16 protein-coding genes are annotated in these 23867 nt (G+C 56.8%); 11 read left to right on the top strand and 5 right to left on the bottom strand.

From position 1 onward, the window contains the following. Nucleotides 1-86: 86 nt before the first annotated feature. The 4 genes from WM40_RS27640 to WM40_RS03290 form a co-directional block, all read right to left on the bottom strand. The gene (locus WM40_RS27640) at nucleotides 87-2096 is read right to left on the bottom strand and encodes a phage integrase family protein (protein WP_051504547.1); all 2010 of its coding nucleotides are present in this window, start codon (nucleotides 2094-2096) and stop codon (nucleotides 87-89) included. 390 nt (nucleotides 2097-2486) lie between these two features. Next, nucleotides 2487-3926, bottom strand: a complete 1440-nt coding sequence (locus WM40_RS03300; RefSeq protein WP_046152116.1) for an alanine/glycine:cation symporter family protein — start codon at nucleotides 3924-3926, stop codon at nucleotides 2487-2489. 2115 nt (nucleotides 3927-6041) lie between these two features. After that, nucleotides 6042-6989 carry a ParB/RepB/Spo0J family partition protein gene (locus WM40_RS03295; RefSeq protein WP_024904220.1) on the bottom strand — a complete coding sequence of 316 codons (948 nt, stop codon included), beginning with the start codon at nucleotides 6987-6989 and terminating at the stop codon, nucleotides 6042-6044. After that, the gene (locus WM40_RS03290) at nucleotides 6986-7795 is read right to left on the bottom strand and encodes a ParA family protein (protein ID WP_236693365.1); all 810 of its coding nucleotides are present in this window, start codon (nucleotides 7793-7795) and stop codon (nucleotides 6986-6988) included. Before WM40_RS03290 ends, WM40_RS03295 begins: the two co-directional genes overlap by 4 nt. A gap of 549 nt (nucleotides 7796-8344) precedes the next feature. Between WM40_RS03290 and trfA the strand changes: the two genes are divergently transcribed. Beyond that, on the top strand, nucleotides 8345-9253 hold the full coding sequence (gene trfA / locus WM40_RS03285) for a plasmid replication initiator TrfA (RefSeq protein ID WP_236693364.1): 909 nt from the start codon (nucleotides 8345-8347) through the stop codon (nucleotides 9251-9253). A 1973-nt stretch (nucleotides 9254-11226) separates the two neighbouring features. Here the strand turns inward: trfA and WM40_RS03280 are convergent. Further along, nucleotides 11227-11538: an H-NS histone family protein gene (locus WM40_RS03280; protein WP_024904217.1), complete on the bottom strand. Its 312-nt coding sequence runs from the start codon at nucleotides 11536-11538 to the stop codon at nucleotides 11227-11229. Nucleotides 11539-12624: 1086 nt separating this feature from the next. On the opposite strand from WM40_RS03280, the gene WM40_RS03275 reads away from it, so the two are divergent. From WM40_RS03275 to WM40_RS03230, 10 genes are all read left to right on the top strand, one after another. Continuing rightward, complete coding sequence (locus WM40_RS03275) at nucleotides 12625-13866, top strand: ABC transporter ATP-binding protein (protein WP_024904216.1); 1242 nt, start codon at nucleotides 12625-12627, stop codon at nucleotides 13864-13866. Between the two features lie 153 nt (nucleotides 13867-14019). Beyond that, nucleotides 14020-15282 carry an ABC transporter substrate-binding protein gene (locus WM40_RS03270; RefSeq protein WP_036010952.1) on the top strand — a complete coding sequence of 421 codons (1263 nt, stop codon included), beginning with the start codon at nucleotides 14020-14022 and terminating at the stop codon, nucleotides 15280-15282. A 197-nt stretch (nucleotides 15283-15479) separates the two neighbouring features. Further along, nucleotides 15480-16334, top strand: coding sequence for a carbohydrate ABC transporter permease (locus tag WM40_RS03265; RefSeq protein WP_046152115.1), 855 nt, complete (start codon nucleotides 15480-15482; stop codon nucleotides 16332-16334). Between the two features lie 179 nt (nucleotides 16335-16513). Continuing rightward, a complete protein-coding gene (locus tag WM40_RS03260; RefSeq protein WP_046152191.1) occupies nucleotides 16514-17320 on the top strand; it encodes a carbohydrate ABC transporter permease in 807 nt (268 codons plus the stop codon). Nucleotides 17321-17475: 155 nt separating this feature from the next. Further along, nucleotides 17476-19026, top strand: coding sequence for a methyl-accepting chemotaxis protein (locus WM40_RS03255; protein WP_046152114.1), 1551 nt, complete (start codon nucleotides 17476-17478; stop codon nucleotides 19024-19026). A gap of 214 nt (nucleotides 19027-19240) precedes the next feature. Continuing rightward, the gene (locus tag WM40_RS03250) at nucleotides 19241-19981 is read left to right on the top strand and encodes an RNA polymerase sigma factor (RefSeq protein WP_082102404.1); all 741 of its coding nucleotides are present in this window, start codon (nucleotides 19241-19243) and stop codon (nucleotides 19979-19981) included. After that, nucleotides 19944-20480: a hypothetical protein gene (locus WM40_RS03245; RefSeq protein WP_157685690.1), complete on the top strand. Its 537-nt coding sequence runs from the start codon at nucleotides 19944-19946 to the stop codon at nucleotides 20478-20480. The genes WM40_RS03250 and WM40_RS03245 overlap by 38 nt, the downstream gene beginning before the upstream one ends. After that, nucleotides 20477-21043 carry a periplasmic heavy metal sensor gene (locus tag WM40_RS03240; RefSeq protein WP_024904209.1) on the top strand — a complete coding sequence of 189 codons (567 nt, stop codon included), beginning with the start codon at nucleotides 20477-20479 and terminating at the stop codon, nucleotides 21041-21043. Before WM40_RS03245 ends, WM40_RS03240 begins: the two co-directional genes overlap by 4 nt. Nucleotides 21044-21079: 36 nt before the next feature. After that, nucleotides 21080-22669: a DUF1800 domain-containing protein gene (locus tag WM40_RS03235; protein WP_046152113.1), complete on the top strand. Its 1590-nt coding sequence runs from the start codon at nucleotides 21080-21082 to the stop codon at nucleotides 22667-22669. Further along, complete coding sequence (locus WM40_RS03230; RefSeq protein WP_024904207.1) at nucleotides 22669-23862, top strand: DUF1501 domain-containing protein; 1194 nt, start codon at nucleotides 22669-22671, stop codon at nucleotides 23860-23862. The genes WM40_RS03235 and WM40_RS03230 overlap by 1 nt, the downstream gene beginning before the upstream one ends. Nucleotides 23863-23867: the final 5 nt, after the last annotated feature.

Below are 23867 nucleotides of genomic sequence, written 5' to 3'. Positions count from 1 at the left end.
CTGCCCGCCCCGCCACGCATGCCCGTTACCTCGCGCGGCGCGTGGATTCGTTCACCTATCGCATCACGACGAGACCGCCGCGCTGCTCAATAGCCGACGCGATCACGGGCAGCATCGTGCCCCGCTAGCGCACGTCGATGTGCGTTGATCGTGGTCTTTGATCGCAAACCGAGTTGGCGCTGTAACCGGTCTGTCGGCGTCGCGGCGATCAATGCCGTTCGGGTATAGGTATGCCGGCAAACGCCCGTCCGAATCTGACGCAGTAGCGACGCAAGTATCGGCTCGTCATTTTCGATGGATTTGGCCACGGCCTCGACAAACTCAGTGATCGCTCGCGCGAGCGCCGATGCGTGCATTGGTATGCCGACACGTGCGCGATCGAACATACGGCCTTTGTCCGGCGATGCGGGCAGACCATCGGATCCAACCGCCCTATCCGGTTGCGAAGATCTGTATCGTTCACTCGCTAGCGGCATGAACAGCGGAAGATCATGATGATGCAAACCAGTTGTGCTGACCTCACCGCGCATCTCGATATACCGGCGCAGCGCCGCGGTGACCCACGACGGCAGATCGAGAATACGGGTAGTGGCGCTCCGAATCACTTTTTTTCTTACCTCTGACGCTATCGCTATCGTGCAAACACCGGAGGCATCCCGCGGAAAACGCACGTCGCGCAGTCGCAATGCGCTGATCTCCTGCAAACGAAGTCCCGCGGCATGAGAAAGCGCAAGCATGCAGAACGCTCGATGGTCGCGCTCCCTATCGGATTGTTTGGCAAATGCCATCAATGCTTGCCATGGCATGGCCGCAACAACACGCTCAACGCGTACGGGAATGCGGGTATCAACGCCAATCGCCACCCGCGCTCTGCGTTGCTGCGCATCGGCGACAGACGACGATGATGAAGCAAGACGTGGCGCGACGGCATCGCGCCACGCTCGCCATGGATCGGTATGAAGATAGCCTACGGTGACGAGCCATCGGAACAGCGCTTTCAGAACATTGCTCGCTGTTGCGCGGCTGCTCTCGGTCAGCGGGCCGGCAAACGGACGCCATCGCACCGACCACCGCGGCGTATGACGCGCCGCAATCCACGACGCCGGCGGCGCCATGATGAAGTCGCGATATGCGGCAATATCCTCTGCATTCAGCGATGACAGCGGTTTGCCGCGTTCCACGATGGACCACAGCAGAATACGTTCGGCCTGTGTACGATACGCCCTTCGTGTGTGCGCTGAACCGGCTTGTGCGTCCAACCAGATGCATATCGCCGCGACATCCGTCTCGGCGGCAATGGACCGCTCGGCATTCAGACTGCGATTAGTCCCTTCACTCCCCGACAACGCCGCTGGCAAGCCTTGACTTGCCAGGGTTTCGATCGGAACAATCGCGCCACGCGCTGGAATAGCCACTGACGCCGTGAAGCCCCCTTCCGCACAATGCCGCGACACCAACCCGCCTAAGCTCATTGCGTTTGCCTGTACCCAGCGTACGATGCGCGCCGCGCCGATCGGTCCAAGATGCGGAATATCGCGATACCAGCGCACGCCATTCCCGTTGATCGTTTCGCATAACTGTGCAAGCGTTGCTATGCCTGCACGGTGCATTCGCATGACGACATTCGCATCAAACCATCCGTCGACGGCATGCCCTGGCTGTGGGGCATCCACGGAGATATGCTGCAAACGGCGCAACGCGGCAAGACGCCGCTCTCGTAGGCGCGCGGTTTTCGCCGCCCGACGATTGTCGGCTTTCGGATGGTGCTCACGATACAGCCCAATGAGTTCGGCCTCACCGTACACATTGTCTGGATCGACCTGCGCGGCAAAATCTGTCAACGACGGTGTGAATGAAGCGTCCGCGTGATCATCATGGTGCTCAAGTGATTTCGGGAGTCGCAACAGCCGCAACGCTTCCCAATCACCGTTGCGACGGGCGGCCGCGGCGAATTCGTCCTGCAACCATCGTAATAACGCACGGACACGACGCGGATCACGTCCGCAATCCAAATAGCGATCCGCAAGAGCGGCCAGATCAAGCGCGTCCGGACCTTCCAAATAGGCACGATAGAACGCGAAATGCGAATTCTCCAATCGTCTTGTGCTTAATGGCATTTCACGGGCCCTATGGATGTCCTTTATCTCATCGCGATCACCAAAGATCGCTACTCACCTGCGGAATCCCTTACCTGGCGAGGGATTCCGGCTGAATGATGAGAAATTGCTTGAAGTTCACATAAAAAACGTCGTACATGATTATATTCGATAATGCATGAATGAAAGTGAATCAATCGCAGTTGTTGGGGATGCATCTGATGGCACGATTCGAGACACATAAATGATGCATCGCCGTTACGCCCAGACGTTCCAGAACTTTTTGAGGAACGGCAAATTGAATGTATAGCGTACGGTTTGTTTACCCGGGTAAACAAACCGCAACGAGGAATCCAAAGCAAAGAGATTTTGCCGATTCAAGGCTTCTGGCTACTGGGTCTGCCTGGTTTGTTCGCCAATCAGGGCGTGCTCGCTACTCTCTTTTTGGCCCACGCTTGTCTTTGGTCCCCAGACTTCAGCATGAATGTACATGTCGAGATCCCCCAGCGTCGCGCGGCTAAATACGGGGGCTCTGATGCCGGCTTTACGCTGCATACGATAGTCGTGCCATGCAATAACGATATAGCGAGACAACAGAACAACCGCGGCAATATTAATAAACGCCATGAGAGCGGTACTGATGTCAGCCAAACTCCAGACTAGAGGCAAGCTAGATAGCGCCCCTGTCATCACCGCGCATACAACGGCAAGTCGGAACAGATACAACGCCGCAGGATGCTTGGTCAGGAAGTCGACATTCACTTCGGCATACGCGCAATTCCCCAAAACGCTAGAGTAGGCGAGAAAGAATAGCGTCACCGCCATATAGGGCAAGCCCCATTCGCCTACATGAACGGCCATTGCCCGCTGTGTTAACGACGCCCCTACCATCCCGCCGCCGGGTTCAAATGCACCGGACAGCAGGATAAGGGCCGCGGTCCCGGTACAGACGATCATTGTGTCAAAACAGACACCCAGCATCTGTAGTAAGCCCTGTTGAACGGGGTGTTTTGCAGTCGCGACCGCGGCGGCATTGGGTGCGCTTCCCATTCCAGCTTCATTTGAAAACAGACCGCGACGAACTCCCATCATGACCGCCTGGCCCACGGCATATCCTGCGGTGCCACCTGCCGCCTGCTCCACGCCAAATGCGTGCCGATAGATTGTTCCTAAGACGCTGGGAATGGCTTCAAAATTGACGAGAACCACATAGCCCGATAGACCAATATAGATCAGCGCCATCAGCGGCACGATGTATTGGGCACTCAACGCTATACGGCGGATACCTCCGAAAACAATCGGGATGGTGATCAACACGAGGCCTATGCCGACGGCCATCTTAGACCAGCCAAACGATGTATGAAAAGCGTCCGCGATCGAGTTCGCTTGAACGGTATTCAATGCAAAGCCGAATGCAAAAATCAAGGCAGCAGCGAAAATATTTCCAAGCCATTTTGCCTTTAGTCCATCGCGTATGTAGTAAGCGGGCCCGCCACGGAAAGTGTGATCGCGATGTGGAACCTTGAATATTTGAGCAAGGGTGGATTCTCCAAAAGCGGATGCCATACCCAATAACGCTGTCATCCACATCCAGAAAATTGCCCCTGGACCGCCCATTGATAGCGCTACAGCAACACCGGCGATATTTCCTGTACCTACTCGACTCGCCAAACCGGTTGCAAACGCCTGGAAAGGAGTGATGCCGCGCCCTGCACCCGTTCCGCTTCCGGCCATTACGCGTAAGCTCTCGAACAAGGCACGTATCTGGACGCCACCAAATCGATAGGTGAAGAACGCACCCGCGCCTAAAAGCGTTGCCACTAAAGCCATCCCTGACACGGCATCAGCGAGTTCACCAGTCCACCTCAACAACAAAGAATCCACACCATCTCTCCTCGCTTTTAGTTGACCAAAAAGTGCCAACAACGGAGGAAGCCTGTCCGACGTAGGCCCGCTCGCATAGAGGAGATGCTTGATTTCCGACTATTCTCATGACAGGCGGTGGCACTTTCTGTGACTGGCGAGATTTCTACATGGATGAGACATGAAATATGTTGTCCGGGATAACGTGATCACCGATCCGCATAGGCGACAATGGTGTGTGGCGTTGTTTACCCGGGTAAACAACTTCAGGATCTTTGGTTAAAGCAGACGGTGTTAACGCGCCGTCACTTGCTTCGTTGGCGCGAGGATGTATATGGATGAGGGAATTCCTCTGTCATCAATAGGCGCGGAACCGCTGTCTCCTCAAGGGAGCGCTTCGCGCTCCTGCGTACGATGCATTTTATGCAGATATCCGCTCGTTCTTTTAAGCGAAGGCAACTCGATACGAATAGGCGGCGCATGTGAGTGAATAGATCATCGGAGCTCGTGTGGCGTTTTATCCCGGATATTTCAGCCGATGATGCGAAAGAGGGCAATGCCATATTGATCCGTCGGGTGTCGCCTTCGCCAGGAAAATATATCGGCATATGCAGGAGACGAGATGAGCGCTTTTTTGGGTAGTTGCTACCGTACCGGCTTCTTCTTTTTGTCGACGGTTTTAATCTAGAACGCGATTTCGATGTTGCTCCATTTAATCAAGCAACGAGATTCTCGGGACGCGGGGCGAACGACAGAAACGTGAACGGAGGGGTTTATATGGCGGCGCGTCGACAGGATTCGGCTATGTTGATTCAAAACTTTATACGCAATCAATGCGAATGCCAACTCCGTGCCGCTAGGCTCGACGATCCGGTACGAACGACGCAAATGTTTGACCTTCCGGCAAAATACGTAACGACCGCAATTAGACATCACACACCGAATTTTGAACAATTTGCGCGGATCTGTAGGGTCCCGTCAGCAAATACCCTCGGCATGGATTCCAGAACAATTCCCTGCCGAAAACGTCGTTGTTGGCCCCCTATTGCTTGATGTTGAATCCCGCTTTGCATGGCGTATTCGGCATTGTTTACCCGGGTAAACAGGCTAAAGCGACCCCTCCTAACTACGTCCAAATCCTACTGGGTAAAGCGATAGTAGATGCGACGAAGTCGGGATTAACCACGCGTATCGCCTGACATCGTTCCATCGGGCCATTTCGCACGGCATACCCCGCAAGCGACTCTATCGCTTGAACACGCCGCTGACCCGTATCGCAATCGGCAGCCTGCCGCCATATCGGACAAAGAAAATACACATTGCAACAACACCCTTTGCCGCTCACGATGACGCTCAAGATTCGCATTAGTGAAAGGGCATTGGATCTTGCCCCGATATAGGTTTCCGTATTCCTTAGCGTGCAAGACGCGCTTTGCAAAACGCCTAGTACCACGACCCTTGCTGGATAACAACTTCACAAAGATGGCCCACTGGATCACTCATCGTTTGTTTACCCGGGTAAACAAATGTCGGAAGGTGACAACCAAATCGAATCGCCCGATGCCTGATTAACGTTCGGACACCTGCAAGCGAGGACGTCTATGTGATGCACTCCCCAGATGCCCATGCTATACGTTTCAACATCTAGGCGCGCAGGTGTAACACGGATATGGTCACACGCTACTTTATCAATCTGCAATACAACCCACGCCGCTACATAAGAGGTGCTCTTAATTGAGCAACTTATAAATTCGTTTACCGGGGTAAACAAAGCGGCCATCAAGGCGGCAGGCTTCCTAACGGGCGACAAGTTCGATTGTTTGACTGTCACCCCCAACCGCTGACATGCCTCAGTCAAATTCCTCGTGATAAAAATTCGAGTTTTTCCATTGGGAACGCTGTCACATTGTGCGGCGCAGATATGCAAGGCAAGTTTTCGATCGGGCTCCCACATGTTTACCCAGGTAAACATTTTCGCACTCGACCAGTCCTACCGATGAGTGTTTAACCTAGCGCCGTTATCTCGTCCCTAAAATGCAAAAGGCACCACGAGGGTGCCGTTAAAGTTGGTACACAACCACATTAATCAGATTTTTCCAATTCCTGGAGAAACGACCGAACCGCCTGAAGTTTGTTATTGTCAAATCGCCGTCGATCAATATCAATGCGCACAGCATCTTCCGATTCGGTCCATTGACACGCTCCAATGTTTACCCGGGTAAACTGCTTGACTGGCAGGTTGACGAGTGTTTCAAACACTGATCGCGCGGGCAACGACCTCCCTTTTACTCGCTGGGCCGCCTGAGAAACTGCTTCAGCATCAACGTCGAATACCTTACGCAACGTCGCTGCCCATTTGGGCTGAATATCATTCGGCGAAGGAAAAGCTTCCACGATCACCTTAGGCAGATCTGCAAGTGCACTATAGCGACTCAGCAAACCGCGTGTCTTCCCCAGCACGGCCGCTACTTCGGACCAATTTTTGTACAGCTTCAAATCAACCGCCCGCCGATAGTGCATCGCCATCTCGTAAGCAGACAAATTTTTCCGTTGCTCGTTTTCCCGGCTCATTTCCTCAAAAAGCTCTCGATCACTCATCGATTCGGTGATCGTTGCCAGCACCGGAAGATCCAGCTCCAGGCATGCACGGTGGCGTCGGTGGCCCCATACCAACTCGTACGACTCACCAGCGCGTCTAACTTTGATCGGCTGGATATTACCGCCTGCATTGGCGATTTCCGCTTTGAGCGCGGCGAAGTCAGCATCGCGAAACGAATCTTCGATCCGGTTTGCGAATCGGGAAAGGCGAACTTGCTTTGCATCAATCTTTCGCGTGGGCAACGCGCCATCGTACTCAGCCAAGCGCACTTTCGCCTCTGACAAATCCCGCTCCGCCCGCTCTAATTCACCGGTGAAATCAGACACTGTGTTCATCGCAACACGTGGTGCACGACGAGAGAAGGTCGGCAGAACATCGGTTCCCAGGGCCGCGGCCGCCAAACGGGCAGCCTCTTCGCGTTGTTTGCTCATCCTTCAACTCCGACTGTCTGGTTGGCCCAAATCCGGCGAATCTGACTCTCTAATTGCTCGACAGCGGCGTCATAGGCCACGCGAGCGTTTTCGTAGGTTTTCGCACTACCCACGTACTTCTCAATATCGTAGACGGTTGAAAACTTGGTCCCGGACGAACTCGTCACGACTGTCTTGGGGATTTCACAAGTCATCAGCTTGTCTCCATAAGCGACCTTGATCCATTCACGTACGACGCTTTCGTTGACGTTGCCCTTACCCTCGGTCATACACAGCAGGACGTCGATAAACTTCCAGGTCTTTTGACTTCCCGTCTGCTCTGCGATGGTGGTCGCCAATCCGGAGAACAAGGTCCAAAACTGACTGGAACTTGCAAAGTCCATGCCGCGTGGCGGCATCGGCATCACCAAGCCATCAGCGGCATAAAAGGCATTCAGTGACAGATACGACAACGTGGGTGAGGTATCAATCAGAATGACATCATAAATATTCCGTAACGATTCCAACCCACTGTTGATAACGTCATAGAATTGAAACCCCGGCTCTCGACGTGATTGGCGGCTTGGAATATGGAATTCCGCTGCAAACGCGACAGGCGCGCAGGCGACCACATCAATACCGTCCCAGTAAGTTTGGCGCACGGCGTAATCAAGCGATGTCTGCTCGCCCGCGCATAGCGACAACACCGTATCCTCCTCTTGAACCTGCGTGTCTGGAAGATAGCCGCAAAGACTAGTAAGCGATCCCTGCGGGTCCAGATCTACACATAAGACGCGATATCCGAGCAAAGACAGTCCTTGGGCCATGCACATGGTGGTCGTCGTCTTGCTGACGCCCCCTTTGCTGTTCCCAGTCGTGATGACCACTGCCTTATCGCCAGACTTGCGCTTGTAAGATCGGTTATAGGCACGCGCCCATACTCTCGCCTCGGCTAGCGTAAAATCGCGTTTGGACCTGTTCATCTCGGTCCCGGGCGGTAAGTCACCCTTCGCCAGCCGCCGGGCAAATGCGCTCCGATCAAGGCGGCACAGCGCCGCCACTTGCTTGATCGAAAAAATGGGCGACTTTTTGATGTAGTCTGGCGAAAAATACTATTCCGCACGCGCTCGACGACATCCGCCACACGGTTGGCTTGCTCTTCGATGTCATCGATCGTATATTCGGACCGCAGAGGCTCTATCATTTTTTAATTCCGATCAGAAATTTCACTTCTGGCATAAAAAAGTGATCGGAACTAGAATACCCGATTATGCCCACCGAATGAAGTGGAAATGGCTACACGGAACCTTGCGAACCTGATCTCGCCCGAATTCTTCTCGCAACCGTCCGCCGATAGCGCGGAACGGAAAGAATCCGTGCTTGAGGTCGTCGAACGGCTGCAGCGTACTGCCGCGGCGCGTAAGAATGCGCCAACCCAAAGTGGATCACTTGCACGACGCGTCCAGATTCCTTTATGGTCAGAGGAACATCGCCCCGTGCTGCACGACTTGGTTCGCTCGGCGCTTTTTACATGCGGACAAAAAGAAGCGCGGCGTAATCTGAAGGGACAACCCGTCTATGCGCTTGAACATCTCCGCATTACGTACACGGGTGAAGAGCTGCGCCAGCGCGACTACGACGTCTATTTGCAAATACTGCATCTCGCGCGCGGATCGACCGTCGATAACCGCCAAGAATGGGTAGAGTTCGATGGCCGTCAAATGATCAAAGCGCTGGGATGGACCCATAATTCCCGTAGTCTGACCGAACTCCGTGCCACTATTCGCCGACTGGTTGCCTGCGCTTTGGAAGTAACTCGGGCACCCTCGAAGAACAACGTTGAGGTGGTGTATGGCGGGGCGTTGCTGTTAAAGTACGCTGGCGTAAAAGAATCGAACGTTGAAGACGTGACCTTGTGGAAAGTACAAATCAACTCGGACGTTGCTGCACAATTGCGTCCTGGTGATTACACCCGCATCGATTGGACAATGCGCGCAAAGCTGTCGCCACTTGAAAAGTGGTTGCACGCCTTTTATGCAACCAATCAGGCGCCATATCCGATGAAGGTCGAAACGATTTACAAGTTGTGTGGATCACGGATGGCAGAGCTGAAGTCTTTCAGAAAAGCGTTGAAGGCGGCGCTTGCAAGCTTGGTTGATGTCGGATTTCTGACGGATTGGCAATTAGACGAAACCGATAAGATCAAAGTGGTTCGTAGTCAAATGGTCACCGGCGACGGTGCCCAGCCCGTCTTGTCTGTTGCGCCAGTTCAGAATTTAATCTAAATGGCCTTGAAACGGGCCGCTTGACATCCTCCTGCGGCCGAATTCCGACCACGGCCGAATCAGATAGCTCTTTCGAACGCCAGCACTTTTTACGGTCTGGCGCCGTCAAGCGTCTTGTATAAGTCAATTACTCCCCGCCACTCCGCGATAGACGAGGGTCGCCTATCCGTGCGCCATGAAACAGACGCAATCTTGTGTCTGAACATCACAAAATCCTTTCCATCGAACTTTGAGCCGGCGCGACCTGGCCGCAAAAGCTAAAAACAGCCGGGATTTGCTGTCTAGATACATCGTAGTAGGGCTTTACAGGCAAGATTTGGCTGTTTTACGGTTAAGCCCGGCGGTCGCCGTGCACAATGGCGCTGCCACGAGCACTGCCTGCGTGAACAAGCCTGCTGACGATGTATCACTTTGATCCAATTACCAATTTATCCATACGCGTCTAAGTCAAATACTCACCTCGGTGCGCCCCCCTTCGACCAGGGAGATAGGAATACCGATTTCAAACGACGTAAAGCACTGTCGCCGGATCAAAACCGGTTGCTATTGCGATGCACTTAGCCAAACACAGGTAGGGTCATCCGCTTAATGCGAATATTTAGTCAAATACTCACCTCATACGGGTGCTTTATGCCATGAATCTTAGTCAAATACCCACTATCACCGCTGGCGCAGCGCCATCAATCGAGTCAAATACTCACCAAACAAAAAATATGAGACGCAAATTCAAGTCAAATAGTCACCCGTCGACTTCCGGGTTGGTGACCATTTGACTCGATACCACTCACAATCGAGGCATGCGTTTGCAATTTGTGATTGCCGACTTGAGTCAAATGGTCACCAAAGCCAACGAAACCACCGGAATGCGGCAAATTACGGGTAAACACGTGTTCGTGCGCCAACGAATGCGCAATCAGCCTGCGGGAAGCGGTTTGCTGTTGAAGTTATCCACAGCTTGAAGTCAATTACTCCCCACCCTGCGTCAAATGATCACCGGTGAACGTCAAATACTTCCCCGAACGAGTCAAATGCTCCCCAAATCTCGTCAATTAGTCACCGGCGAACAATTTAACTATATGATTCTAAGAGAATTAATCGATGATCTGAGAGGAACTAGAAGGTTTTAAGAAGGGTTTTAGTAGTTTTTTAGTTTACCTTCTTCAATAGACAGGAACCCCAGCCCCAAACCGTACATCTTGCATGATTTCCCTAAGACAGGCCTCCAAGCGGTTCGGTTGCTATACGCTTCCATGTGAAGGTACGACAGTCCTCACACGCATTTTCGACAATCTGCAGATCCCGACAAATAAGGATCCGATTGGCCTCTCCTGTGGAAAACCGCTTGATGGAGAGGCTTCCTATTACGTGCAGTTGTTATGCCCGTGTGCAAAAACGAACCTTGCGCGTTTCCGTTTACCTTACGAGTAAGCAAAGCGATGCCGGTAAATCCAAATCCGTATGGTTATATCCGTCAGATCGTTTTAGTTTGCTTTGCGTGCAGGGAACTACGTGCCATGACTATCTCTAACAGCAGGTTGTCTCAGCGGGTGAGAATATTGTCGTTCTGTAATCGACACATGTAGAAATGGATGTTGATCACGATATATTTGTTAGTTGCACAATAATACTTTGATAGATGTCGAAATACCTGCTGGAACGTCAACGTTCAGCATTTGCAAGGCTGGAGTGAGAACACGCTGCGGTGGGAGGAGGCGATGAGAGAGCACGAGTGAAAAGCTTTCGTGGTGACACGTGGAAGAAGGGCGACTGTTAATCGATTTGAGAGGTCAATACCAGGGCACGACCATACCAACGTTCTGCGCCTGGTGTCCGTTGGTACGGTCGTATGCAACACGTCAGATAACCGTATTGGAGCCGTAAAGCGAGGATGAGGGTTAGCTGGTTTTCTGGAGCGATAGAGATAGGGATAAGCGCGCCAATTGAAGCGAAAACACCGAACCAAACGCGATATCTCAGATCAGGAACGCATTGCGGTCTTTACCAGCAATCCAACGGGGCGCTTTCCCGCGTCCGGACCAGGTCGCCCCGCTTTCAGGATCGCGAAAGCGGGGTGCAACCGGACCGCGTGGGGCGCCGCGACCTTTGGTCGCCGTTTCGCCGTTCCGCTTAGTCAGTCCAAGGTCCTGTAATGTCAGGTTATACAATCCAATCAATTTCTTGACTTCCATGATTGCGGTTAACTTCGCATCTTTACGCACGCGGTCGATTTGCTGGTCAAGCTCTTCACGCTGCTCAAGCAGTTTTGCGAGATCTATACTATTCATGGATCAATAAAAATAATCGTTTGGTTCAATGAAGGATACATGAATGAGCAGCGCAGTGTGTAACGTAATGTAGTCGCGCCAGTCTCTTAATCCAGCCTAAAAGCGTCGAGAAATTTGCCTAAGCAATACAAAAACGTTATTGTACGGTAATTTTAATTTACAGAAATGCATGATTTTAATAAAATCGGACATCGGCAATAATGACGTAATACCTTGGATTTTTGACGAAATGTAACTGCGATATTGCAAAGTGAAAAGCAAAGCTTTTTAGAAGCAACAAAGGCAAACGTGTCTTCTATAAAAACAGAGTCATAATCGACACTTACGACAACGGTGCATGCGGTCTTGAAGCGATTGATCGATGATGCGAGGGTGATGGCTGAATCTTCCGTGCGTTCTCGTAAGTGTGCTGGTATCCGGAGACATGGGCCCGGACGATCCGCTATCCAATTTGATCAGGGTATTGCATCATAATTAAAGAATAGGCATGTGCGTGAATATACGGCGAAAGTGATTCTTTTCATTGCCGACGATTTAACGATTTGGTCATGGTCGGTGGCAGGTAAGCCACCTGCTAAGTTTGCTCAATAAAAAAGCACCAGGAGCTGGATTAACGAAACACTAGCCGTTCATCCAGCATCTGGCAATTTGAATTCTTCGCTACGATGAGCAGTACTTTTTACCGGCGCTCTCGGTAATTCCCGTCAATTGAAAGGAAATGAAAGGCACGTACTAACCGATGTAGTTTGTTACGCCTGAACTCGTTTTCGAACTACGCCGGATCGGATATACGCGCTTTCACCCGAACTGCTAAGGCCTGCGGCGATTGCCTTAAATTCATTCTTGCATCGCACGACCGTCACTCGAATGTCATTGTCGGGCGTTATTGTGATGCGCATGGTTGTTATCGCTGCAAGTTCCCGTCGCGACGCAAGAAACGATTCGATAAGTCAATTGGCGGCGGTCTGTAAGTATGAATCGCTTTAACACGTGTTTACGAACCTTGCCGTGATGGCGTCGATAGCGCGGTCGTCGATCATATACGGGCGGATTATTGCGTTTAGAAGAATCGAGGCGGAGTTTTTTGTGCAACTGAACTATGCGCTTTCCCTTCGCGGCATCCATAAGACTTGGCCGGCGAAGCAGGGTAATGCGCCGCATCCAGTCCTGCGTGGCATTGATCTCGATGTGGTCAGCGGTCAGTTCATTGCCCTGCTGGGGCCGTCCGGTTGCGGCAAATCCACCTTGCTTCGTCTGATTGCCGGTCTTGATCAGCCGGATTCCGGCGACATCTTGATCGACGGACGCGACATGGACGGCGTCGGTCCGTCAGAGCGCCAGTTGTCGATGGTCTTTCAGTCATACGCGCTGTTTCCGCACTTGAGTGTCGAGGAAAACGTGGCGTTCGGATTACGCGTCCGGCGCGTCCCCCGTGAGGAAAGACGTGCCCGGGTAGCGGCAGCGCTCAATGCCACGGGGCTGACCGGCTATGAGAAGCGCAAGCCGGCGGCATTATCCGGCGGGCAGCGGCAACGCGTCGCCTTGGCGCGCGCGATTGTTGCGGATCACCCCCTTTGCTTGATGGACGAGCCACTGTCGAACCTGGATGCCAAATTACGGCACGCGGTCCGCATGGAGATTCGTGAGCTGCAGCAACGCCTGGGAATGACTGTCTTGTATGTCACCCACGACCAGAGCGAAGCCATGGGAATGGCGGACCGCATCGTGCTGATGCAGGCGGGACGCGTGGAGCAGTATGGTTCGGCCACCGCGCTGTACCACTATCCCGCCAGTGCATTTGTCGCCGGTTTTATTGGCAGTCCCCCAATGGTGCTCCTGCCTGAGGCGGGGCTGCCTTCCGCGCAACGCCCCTGGCTGGACGCACGCATCGATCCGAGACAATCGCAGGGCGTGCGTGTTCAGGTGGGCATCCGGCCCGAGCACATCGATATCACTCGGCCGAACGAGCGCGTGCTGAACGCCACGGTTTCCGGCATCGAGTTCCAGGGCGCCGAATCCTATATCTATTTGAAGACACGCGACGGGCATCCCGTGGTCGTTCGTGCAGCCGTGCGGGCGCTACAGGCGATGCCGATGATTGGCGATGTGGTCGGCCTGGACTGGCGCCAGAACGCATGTCATGTATTTGACGCCGATACAGGAAAGCGCCTTGAGGTGTTTGACCAATCGCGCATGGATCTAAGCGTGCCCCGCCCTAGCATGTCGCCACTGAGTCTGTCGGAACCCTTCGATGTCGCGTCGGATGACGATCAAACATCCAACCATGCGTCCGTACGCGTCGCGCCGTTTTTGTCCACCATGGTTTAAAACATGATCACACGCTTGCTGGCCGCTCTGCCGCCTGTCCTACGCCATGCGTCCCGTGACGGCGAGGGCGTGACGGCTAACCCGCGTTCGCCGATGGAAGTCACTTCGATGAAAGCGCATCACGCAAGGCGCCGTGAAACCACCGGTCGCCGCATCCGACGCGCCGCTCTATCATTGGCGTGGGGCATCGCGGCGATGGGATGGGGGGCAGCCGCGCATGCGGAAACCAAGTTGACGATGTATTACCCCATCTCTGTAGGGGGGCCGTTAACCAAGATCATGGACGGGCTGATTGCCAGATTCCAGCAGCAACATCCCGATATTGCGGTTCAGGCCATCTACGCCGGTGACTATGATCAGACACGGGTGCGTGCGGTTTCCGCATCACATAGCCGCGATGGGTCATCCGGACAACTCGCCGTCCTGGGTGCGCTGGACACATGGGACCTGATCGACCACGATCTGATTGTGCCGTTCGATCAGGCCGCGGGCGACGACGGTGCCTGGCTCAAGACGTTTTATCCGGCATTACTGGCAAATAGCAACGTCGCGAATCATGTCTGGGGCGTACCCTTCCAACGCTCGACCATCGTCATGTACTACAACAAAGCGATGTTCAAGGCGGCGGGCCTCGATCCCGACAAACCGCCAAAGACATGGGACGAGATGCTGGTCGATGCGAAAAAACTGACCAATGCAGACCATTACGGCCTGATGATCCCGTCGGGCGGTTTTCCCTATTGGATGTTCCAGGCATTGGCCATCGAAAACGGTGTGACGCTGATGAGCGAAGACGGTACGCACGTCAAGTTCAATAGCCCCGCTGCGGTGCAGGCCCTTGCGTATTGGGTGTCGCTGGCCAAGGACGCCAAGGTCAGCCCGCAGGGAATCATCGATTGGAGCACGTTGCGTCAGGCTTTTGTGCAGGGCAAGACGGCGATGATGTGGCACACCACCGGTAATTTGACGGCTGTGAAACATGATGCAACGTTTGACTTCGGCGTGGCGATGTTGCCTGCGAACAAGCGTGCCGGCTCGCCGACGGGCGGTGGCAATTTCTATTTGTTCAAGGGGGCAAACGCGGATCAGCAGAAGGCGGCCCTGACATTTATCCGCTGGATGACGGCGCCCGAACAAGCCGCGCGGTGGTCGATTGCGACCGGCTACGTCGGTACCGCAGAGCCGGCCTACCAGACGCAAGCGTTGCGTGAATACGGCGCCACGTTTCCGCAGGCGATGGTCGCCCGCGATCAATTGAAAGTGGCGGTTCCAGAGTTGTCGACCCACGACTCGGCCCGTGTTCGCGAAGCGTTGAACAATGCGCTGCAATCGGCGATCACCGGCACCACCACGCCGCAACAGGCCCTAGACAAGGCGCAGGCGACCGCGGACCGTATTCTTGCGCGCTATCGCTGACGTGCGGCACGCCAGTCGCATCCGCCACATCCTCTTGCGGGTCAAGGAGGGTAAGTCGTCGCACTGGTGCCGCATCGCACCGTTGCTCCGCCTTGCGCGTCCGTCCCACACGCCACGTATATTTCGAGAAACCGGGTGATGTCCGTTCACGCTGCCGCTTCCTCCGTCATGCGCATGCGCGCATGGCGTGAATCAAGATGGGTCGGACTTATTTTGTATCGCCTGCCTTGATCCTCCTGACGTTGTTTGCGTTTTATCCAACGCTTTCCACGGTCTGGGACAGTGTCTTTCGTGTCGGCATACCTGCCAGGCCGGCGCACTTCGTCGGACTTGGAAACTATCGCACGTTATTCGATGACCCGACGTTTCATCAGGTACTGCGAAATAACGTGATCTATGCCGCGGTCACCATTCCGGCTTCCACCGGTATCGCATTGGGCATGGCGCTCTGGGCCAACGCCGCGTTGCCGGGGCGGGCATTCGTGCGGTTGGCCTATTTCACCCCGACTTTGTTGCCCATGATCGCCGCGGCCAATTTGTGGCTCTACTTTTATACGCCTGACCTCGGGTTGTTCGATCGCATCGGCGCATGGTTCGGCGCGCCGTCGATTAATTGGTTGGGAGAACCCGGCACGGCACTGTGGGCGGTAACGGCTGTCACCGTGTGGAAGGAAGCGGGTTTTTTCATGTTGTTTTACCTCGCCGCATTGCAGAGTATTCCGCCGGAGTTGAAGGAAGCTGCCGTGATAGAGGGCGCGGGGCGGTGGTATTACACGTGCCGGGTCGCCTTGCCGCTATTGATGCCCACCACGCTGTTCGTCATGGTCAATGCGACCATTCAGTCCATCAGTTTGATTGACCATTTGTTCATCTTGACCAAAGGCGGGCCGGACAACGCATCGAAGCTCCTGCTTTATTGGATATGGGAAAACGCGTTTGCTTATTTCGATGAGTCGACGGCCGCCGCGATTACAGTGCTGGTACTTGGGGCATTGGCCGTGGTAGGTATCGTGCAATTCATCGTCGCCGAACGCCGGACGCACTATCAATGATATCGATTGACGGCGCGCATCCGACATCCAATCCATTGCCCCCGGTGTCGATCAATCCGACCCGCGCTGCAACCGCACATGCCGCGTCGCTTGGAGAGGTAATGGGCATTACGCAATCGGATCAAACCTATCGCGCAGACGCGCAGGACAACCACCCCGCGCCGCCGCGCCCCTGGCGGATGGCGTTTGCCACGTTTCTTGACACCTTAGGTGCATGGGTGCTCGCGGTGGTGTGGATCGCACCGTTGTTGTTCGCCATGTGGGCTGCATTTCATACCGCGCAAGCAACCCTCACGTTTGATTGGCGTGCTCCGTTGACGTGGTCCAATGTCATTACGGCGTGGCATGCGGCGCCGTGGCCGCGCTTTTTTTTCAATACCGTCGTTTTAAGCACGACGATTCTCTGCGGGCAATTGGTGATCTGCACGTTTGCGGGCTTTGCTTTCGCACGATTGGATCTGCCTTTCAAAGACATTCTGTTTGGTCTGGTGCTGGTTCAGCTTTTTGTCTTGCCCGAGGTCTTGATCCTGGAGAATTATCGGATGGTGTCCCGGCTGGGCTTGTTTGATTCCTACCTGGGAACAAGCTTGCCCTATATGGCAAGCGCTTTCGGCATCTTTCTGCTTCGGCAGGCGTTTCGACAGGTGCCGCGCGAACTCGATGAGGCCGCGCGTATAGAAGGGTGTTCCTGGTTCGGCGTGATGTGGCGTGTCTATGTGCCAGCCGTCAGACCGACTTATCTCGCCTATGCATTGGTATCCGTATCATCACACTGGAACAGTTTCCTCTGGCCCTTGGTCGTGACCAATTCGGCGGCAACGCGCCCGGTTACCGTCGGCTTGTCCCTGTTCGGCGCGCCTGAGAATGGCGTTGACATCTCGGTTATCAGCGCCGGGACGCTATTGACGATCGCGCCGCTGACCCTTGGCTTCTTGATTTTCCAGCGGCAATTCATACAAGCTTTTTTACGCGCCGGTATCAGGTAAAAAAGACCGTTATGCATCATTTGTCCGGCAAATTGTTCTTATACGTTGATCAGCCAACGTGAATTGTAAATTTACTGAAGTCTTTATTCATTCAGCCGTTTACGTGCGTACCGGATGCGCATAGGGCGCGTCGGCTCGCCTATGGGTAAACACGTATGTTGCAGCAACTCTCGATCAAGTCCCGTGTTTTCGCGGCTTTTGGCTGCCTGTTGGTGCTACTGTTCGCCGTGGCCGGCACAGGCCAGTTCGCCACACGGTCAGGTAGCACGGCATTGAAGCAGACGTACTCCGTGCAGACGGCGGCCGCGATTGCGCTGGGTGACTTCAAATATAATTTGGCGATTACGCGCGTCACGATCGATCGGGGGTTGTTACGGCCCCTTGCATCGGGCTCGGATGAAAACCGCGCACTCGTGACAAAAGCACGCGCCTACCTGACGACGTCAAAGAATGCCTACGCCCGCTATCAGGCCTTGCCGAAATCGGAGGAGGAACAGCGGCTTGCCGACGCCGTCAATGCCGACTTTCTGAAGCTGCTCTCGGAGGGCATCGAGCCGTCCTTGGATGGCATCGCCTCAGGCGATACCGCAAGCGCGCAGAATATCACGATGAACACCACGCCGAACCTGGCGCTGGCATTGACCAAGTCGTTGACCAAACTGAATGATGTCCTGCTTCAGCAAGGGGAGCAGGACTACAACGCCTTCCAGTATCTGTTGCATTGGGTGAGCCTGGGTTCGATCGGGTTACTGGCGGTGGCCGTGGTAATCGCCATCGCGTGTGGCATCGGGGTGCAGCGCGCGATCAGCGTGCCGCTGGGGCAAGCCCTGCAAGCGTGCCGCCGGATTGCCGGTGGCGATCTGAGCACGCCGATCGACACGCGTCGCGGTGATGAGATGGGCGAGATGATGCGCGGTCTGGCCGAGATGCGTGACGGATTGCGACAGACGCTGCAAGCGATGCTCTCCAGCAGTGAGGCAATGGCAACGGCGACGCAGCAAATTGCTTCAGGCAACGCCGATCTGTCACGGCGTACCGAGTCCCAGGCAGCCGCGTTGGAGCAGACGGCCGCAAGCATGGAAGAACTGACCGCAACGGTAAAGCAAAACCATGCGAATGCGACCGAGGCCAGCGACGTGGCGCAACAAGCCAGCGCCATCGCTCGCAATGGCGGGGGCGTGATGGATCAGGTCGTCGAGACGATGACGGCGATCAGCGCACAGTCCCAACAGATGGCATCGATCACGAGTGTCATCGAGTCGATTGCGTTCCAGACGAATATCCTGGCGCTGAATGCGGCGGTCGAGGCGGCGCGGGCCGGCGAGCAGGGGCGGGGTTTTGCCGTGGTTGCCAGTGAGGTACGCACATTGGCACAACGTTCCGCGAATGCGGCGAAGGAAATCAAGTCGCTGATCGATGCGGCCAACGGCCGCGTGGAAGCGGGCGCCGGTCTGGTGCAGACGGCCGGCAAGACGATGGCCGAGATCGTCGCCTCCATTTCGCGTGTGCATCACATCATCGACAGCGTCAGCCTGGCGTCGCGCGAGCAGACCGATGGCATTCAGCAGGTCAACCAGGCGGTCAATCAAATGGACGAGTCGACGCAACAGAATGCTGCGTTGGTCGAACAAACCGCGGCGGCAGCCTTGTCGCTGGCAGACCAGTCGCGGGTCTTGCAGTCCAGCGCCAACCGCTTCCGCATCTGACGGCGTTCAATGACCCCAGGGCGGCTGAGAGCACGGCCGCCCTTTGCCGACAACGTCGCGAAAAAATATTAATAGAAAGCGCGACGGATTGGCGTTGCCCCGGCGTTTAATAAGATAAGCGCGTATCGCCGCCATCGCGGTGATGTGAAGATAAACGACGCATGTGGACACGCCGGCGTACGCTCGCGTGCGCACCAGGGGGAGAAGGCCGCGCATGACAGCCCCGGAACCGGATGCCGACCCGGATTGGGACTTGATCCAACGCGTGGGACGCCGTGAGGCTCCCGCTGCTCGTGAACTCGTCGCCAAGAAGCTGCCTCGGCTGTTATCGCTCGCGACCCGGCTGCTTGGCGACCGCGATGAAGCGAACGATGTTGCGCAGGAGGTTTTCCTGCGTGTCTGGCGTGAGGCGGGCAAGTGGCAGCCCGGCGTTGCGCGCTTCGATACCTGGCTGCATCGTGTCATGCTGAATCTCTGTTACGACCGACTGCGACGCCTGCGCCGAAGCGATCACCCGGCTCCGGCCGTCTACGGCGCACAGCCCGGTTTCGATGATCATCGAGATGGGTTTGCCGCTGACGACGGGATGCTGCAAGGGCGCGATGCTGACGATCCGGCACCGCGCCCGGAGGACGTCCTCGCGGCGAAGGCCGAGCGGGCCCGCATTCGTACCGCGATACAAGCCTTGCCGACGCGGCAACGCGAGGCCTTGGTGCTGCAGTATTACCAGGAGTGCGGCAATGTGGAAGCGGCGCGGATCATGGGTATTTCGGTTGAAGCGCTGGAAAGTCTGCTGGCTCGTGCACGCCGAACACTGCGGGCTACGCTGGACGAACCGAAAGCGCCGGGGGTGTCTGTGAAGTCGAAGAGAACGGGACCGGAGCAATCGGGCTCAGACATCGGGAGGCAACAAGATCATGACGAATTCGAACGCGCGGTCCGGCATGGAAGATGACCGCTTTCCCCTCGCGCCCATGTCGCTGGCGCGGTTCGAGGCGCTGACCGATGCTTACGGCGGCTGCGCGTCGCGCTGGCCGGCCGCCGAACGGGGTGCCGCACAGCGCCTGCTGGACGGAACCGGATCGGATGCCGATGGCGCACGCAGCGCATTGGCATCGGCGTCGGCGTTGGATGCGCTCCTGGCGCGTGACACCGTACCTGCGATTACCGCCCAGGAAGTACAAGACGTGCTGGCGACGTTCGCGTCCGGGCCATTGCGGCATTGGACGCTGGCCGAGGGATGGCGCCGCGCCCGCGTTGCGGTGATGGCCGGTCTGGTCGCTTTCGTCGGGGTTGCCGGGGTGGCGAGTGGCGCGATGCTGACGTCGATCTGGTTTCCCGCCAATGCCGCGACGTTGACGACCCCCGATGGGCTCGGGATGCAAAACGCCGCCGAACCGCTGTATCGCGGGACGGTTTTCGGAGGCTCCGTGACCGACTGGAGTGAGCAATGAAAGAGTGGAACGGCGCCGAGGCGTCCGACAGCGTCCGCGGGAGGGCCGGACGGGCGCCTTCATCGACCGTCATCAAAGGCGCTGTCACCGCGTCACGCCGCTGGCTCGTGGCGTCGATCGTGTTGAATGTGTTCTTGCTGGGTGCGGCTGGCGGCGGGTTGTATCGCTGGCATGCGCAGCAGACGCGGCTGGATGCGTTGCAGCAGCGGGGCCTGCGCTATGCGGCAGATCAGTTGCCCGCCGCGCGCCAGGCGGCATTCGCGGCGGCATTGAAAGCGACGCGTCGCGATCCGGAGACCCGTGCGTTGGCATTGGCAGCACGTGACGGCCGTCTGCAGATAGCGGGACTGCTGTCCGCGCCCAATCTCGATCAGGATGCCCTGCGCGATGCACTGGCGCGTACGCGTAATGCGGACATCGCGCTACGCGCCCGCATCGAAACGACGGTTGCAACGTTCGCCGCGACGTTGACGCCACCCGAACGGCTGCAGATGGTTGATGCCATGCAGCGGCATGGACCATTGCGGCCGGTCGCGCCGGAGTCCGGTGCGAGCACGAGGTAAGCCATGACACAGCAAGAAAGGCATTCTCCATCCGCCATGCGTGCGTGGCAACCGCCCACGGCGGTCCGCGCAACGCCGGCTGCCATCGCACTGAATCGTTTTGGCCTGGGTGCGCGGCCTGACGAGGCGGCCCCGGCCGATCCGGCCGCCTGGCTGCATGCGCAGCTTGACGTACCCGTCGCGCAGACGATTCCAGCTGTCTGGCAGCAACAGCCCGGCACCCAGACATTGGCCGCGCGTCTGGGCGAGGGGCAAGCAACGCTGCGGCGGCTTGCCCGCGAGCAGGGCGGCAATCCGTCTGACGTCGCGCAGGCAGGCGGGAGGACGCCACCGTCGGTTGCATCAACACCGACGCCATCGATGCGACAGCGCGGCCAAGCGAATCGGAATGCGCCGGTCACGCCGGATGCGCAGGCTGGCAAGGCAGACCCGAACGAGACTCCGCTTGCCGCGCAGCGCAGGTTATACAACGAAGCGATCCGCGATACCTATCGGTCCGCCGTGGACGCACGCCTCACCGGGGCGCTGACGACGCCGACGCCGTTTGTCGAGCGGCTGGTGTATTTCTGGTCGAACCATTTCGCCGTCTCTATTGACAAGCAGCCGGTTACGCTGATGGCCGGCGCCTTCGAGGCGGAAGCGATTCGGCCGCATGTACTCGGACAGTTCGAGGACATGGTTGTGGCGGTGGAACAGCATCCGGCGATGCAGTATTTCCTCGATCAGGCGCAATCGATCGGTCCGGACAGCGTGGCGGCGGAGCGTGCCGAGGCGCGTAATGCCTCCCGTCGCCCTGGCTTGAACGAGAATCTCGCACGGGAAACGATGGAGCTGCATACGCTAGGCGTTCGCAGTGGTTATACGCAGCAGGATGTCACGGAGTTCGCAAAGGCGCTGACCGGATGGAGCGTGACGGGGCTCCAGGCGGCGCAGGCTCCCACGCCGTTGCCGCCAGGGGTATTCGTCTTTCGGCCGCAGGCGCACGAGCCAGGGGAGCGAACGGTAATGGGGCGGACCTATTCCGATTTGCCCGGACCGCGCGGCGTGCAGCAGGGGCTGACGATGCTGCACGATTTCGCGACATCGCCGGCTACCGCGCAACATATCGCTCGCAAACTGGCTGTGCATTTCGTGGCTGACGACCCGCCGCCGGCGCTGGTGGCGCGTCTCGCCGAAGCGTTCCAAAAGAGCGATGGCCATCTGCCCACCGTTTACCGGGCATTGATCGATGCGAAGGAAGCGTGGCACCCCGTCAATGCGAAGTTCAAGACGCCGTGGGAGTGGACGGTGTCGGCAACGCGGGGCCTGGGTTGGCAAACTGCCGAAGCGAACAAGACCGCGCCGCTGTTGCGTCAGCTCGGCCAGCCGATATGGCAACCAGGATCACCGGCGGGCTATGACGACATCGCCGCGAGTTGGGCCGCGCCCGATGCCCTGGTTCGGCGCGTGGAGTTCGCGCAGCGACTGGCGTCCCGGGTCGGCGACCGCGTCGACGCGCGTACCGTCGGGCCCGTGTGGCTTGCAGGCAGTCTTTCACCGGCAACCGCCAACGAAATTGCACGTGCCGAGAGCGCCTCCGAGGCACTCGCGTTACTGATGGTATCGCCTGATTTTTTACGGAGGTAATGACGATGAAACGTCGTGATTTCTTGCGCCGCGCCGGTGCGCTGGCAGCTTGGACGGCTTTCCCCGGCACAATGTTCGGCGGTGCACGCATCGCCTTTGCCGCCGTGGATACACCGCAGCGCTTCGTCTTCGTCATTCAACGGGGCGCCGCGGACGGCTTGAACACCGTGGTACCCTATGCCGACCCTGCCTATGCGCGACTACGCGGCGAACTGGCGCTCGATCCCGGCACGTTGCACAAGCTGGACGGCACGTTTGGCTTGCACCCGTCCTTGGTGCAGACCGCCGTGATGTACGGCCAGGGCGAGGCGTTGATGATCCACGCGGTGGCATCGCCCTATCGGGATCGCTCGCATTTCGACGGTCAGAACGTTTTGGAAACGGGAGGCTTGCGGCCTTATCAGATCAGGGATGGCTGGTTGAACCGATTGGTGGCGTTGCTCCCGCCCACGGGCGGGCATCAGGCGTCCGTACATCGTGATGACGCCATCGCGTTTGCACCAACGGTGCCGCTCGCATTGCGCGGCCGTGCTGATGTCACGTCGTATGCGCCGTCTTCGTTAGGCCAGGCACAGGACGATCTGCTGTTGCGGGTATCCCGGCTTTATGCCGAGGACGCGCAACTGCATCCGCTGTGGGATTCGGCCATGCAGACGCGTCACCTTGCGGGGTCGATCGGTACGAAGCAGGATCCCGCGGCAATCGGCAAGATGGCAGCCGGATTCCTGGTGCGTCCGGACGGACCACGGATCGCGATGATCGAGACCAACGGTTGGGACACGCATACGGCGCAAAACCCCAGGTTGGCGAATACCTTGAAATCGCTCGATACGATGCTGGCGGCGTTGAAGGAAGGAATGGGCGCGCAGTGGGCGTATACGACCGTGGTGGTGGCCACCGAGTTTGGCCGCACCGCGGCCGTCAACGGTACCAACGGCACCGATCACGGGACGGGGTCTGCGGCGATGATCCTGGGCGGCGCGGTGAAGGGAGGGCGGATACTGGCCGACTGGCCGGGCTTGTCGCCGCAGGCGCTCAATGAAGGTCGCGACTTGCGTGCGACGCTGGCATTGGACAGTCTGATCGCCTCGGCCGCCGCCGAGACATTCCGCCTCGACCCACGTCGCGTCAATACCGCACTGTTCCCACAGTCGCCGAGTCCCGCGATGCGCGATGGCATTTTGCGGAGTTGATGCCG

Origin of the sequence: Robbsia andropogonis, from assembly GCF_000970345.1 — a bacterium.
GTDB classification, from domain to species: Bacteria; Pseudomonadota; Gammaproteobacteria; order Burkholderiales; family Burkholderiaceae; genus Robbsia; species Robbsia andropogonis.
This window is presented reverse-complemented; position numbering and strand designations above follow the sequence as displayed.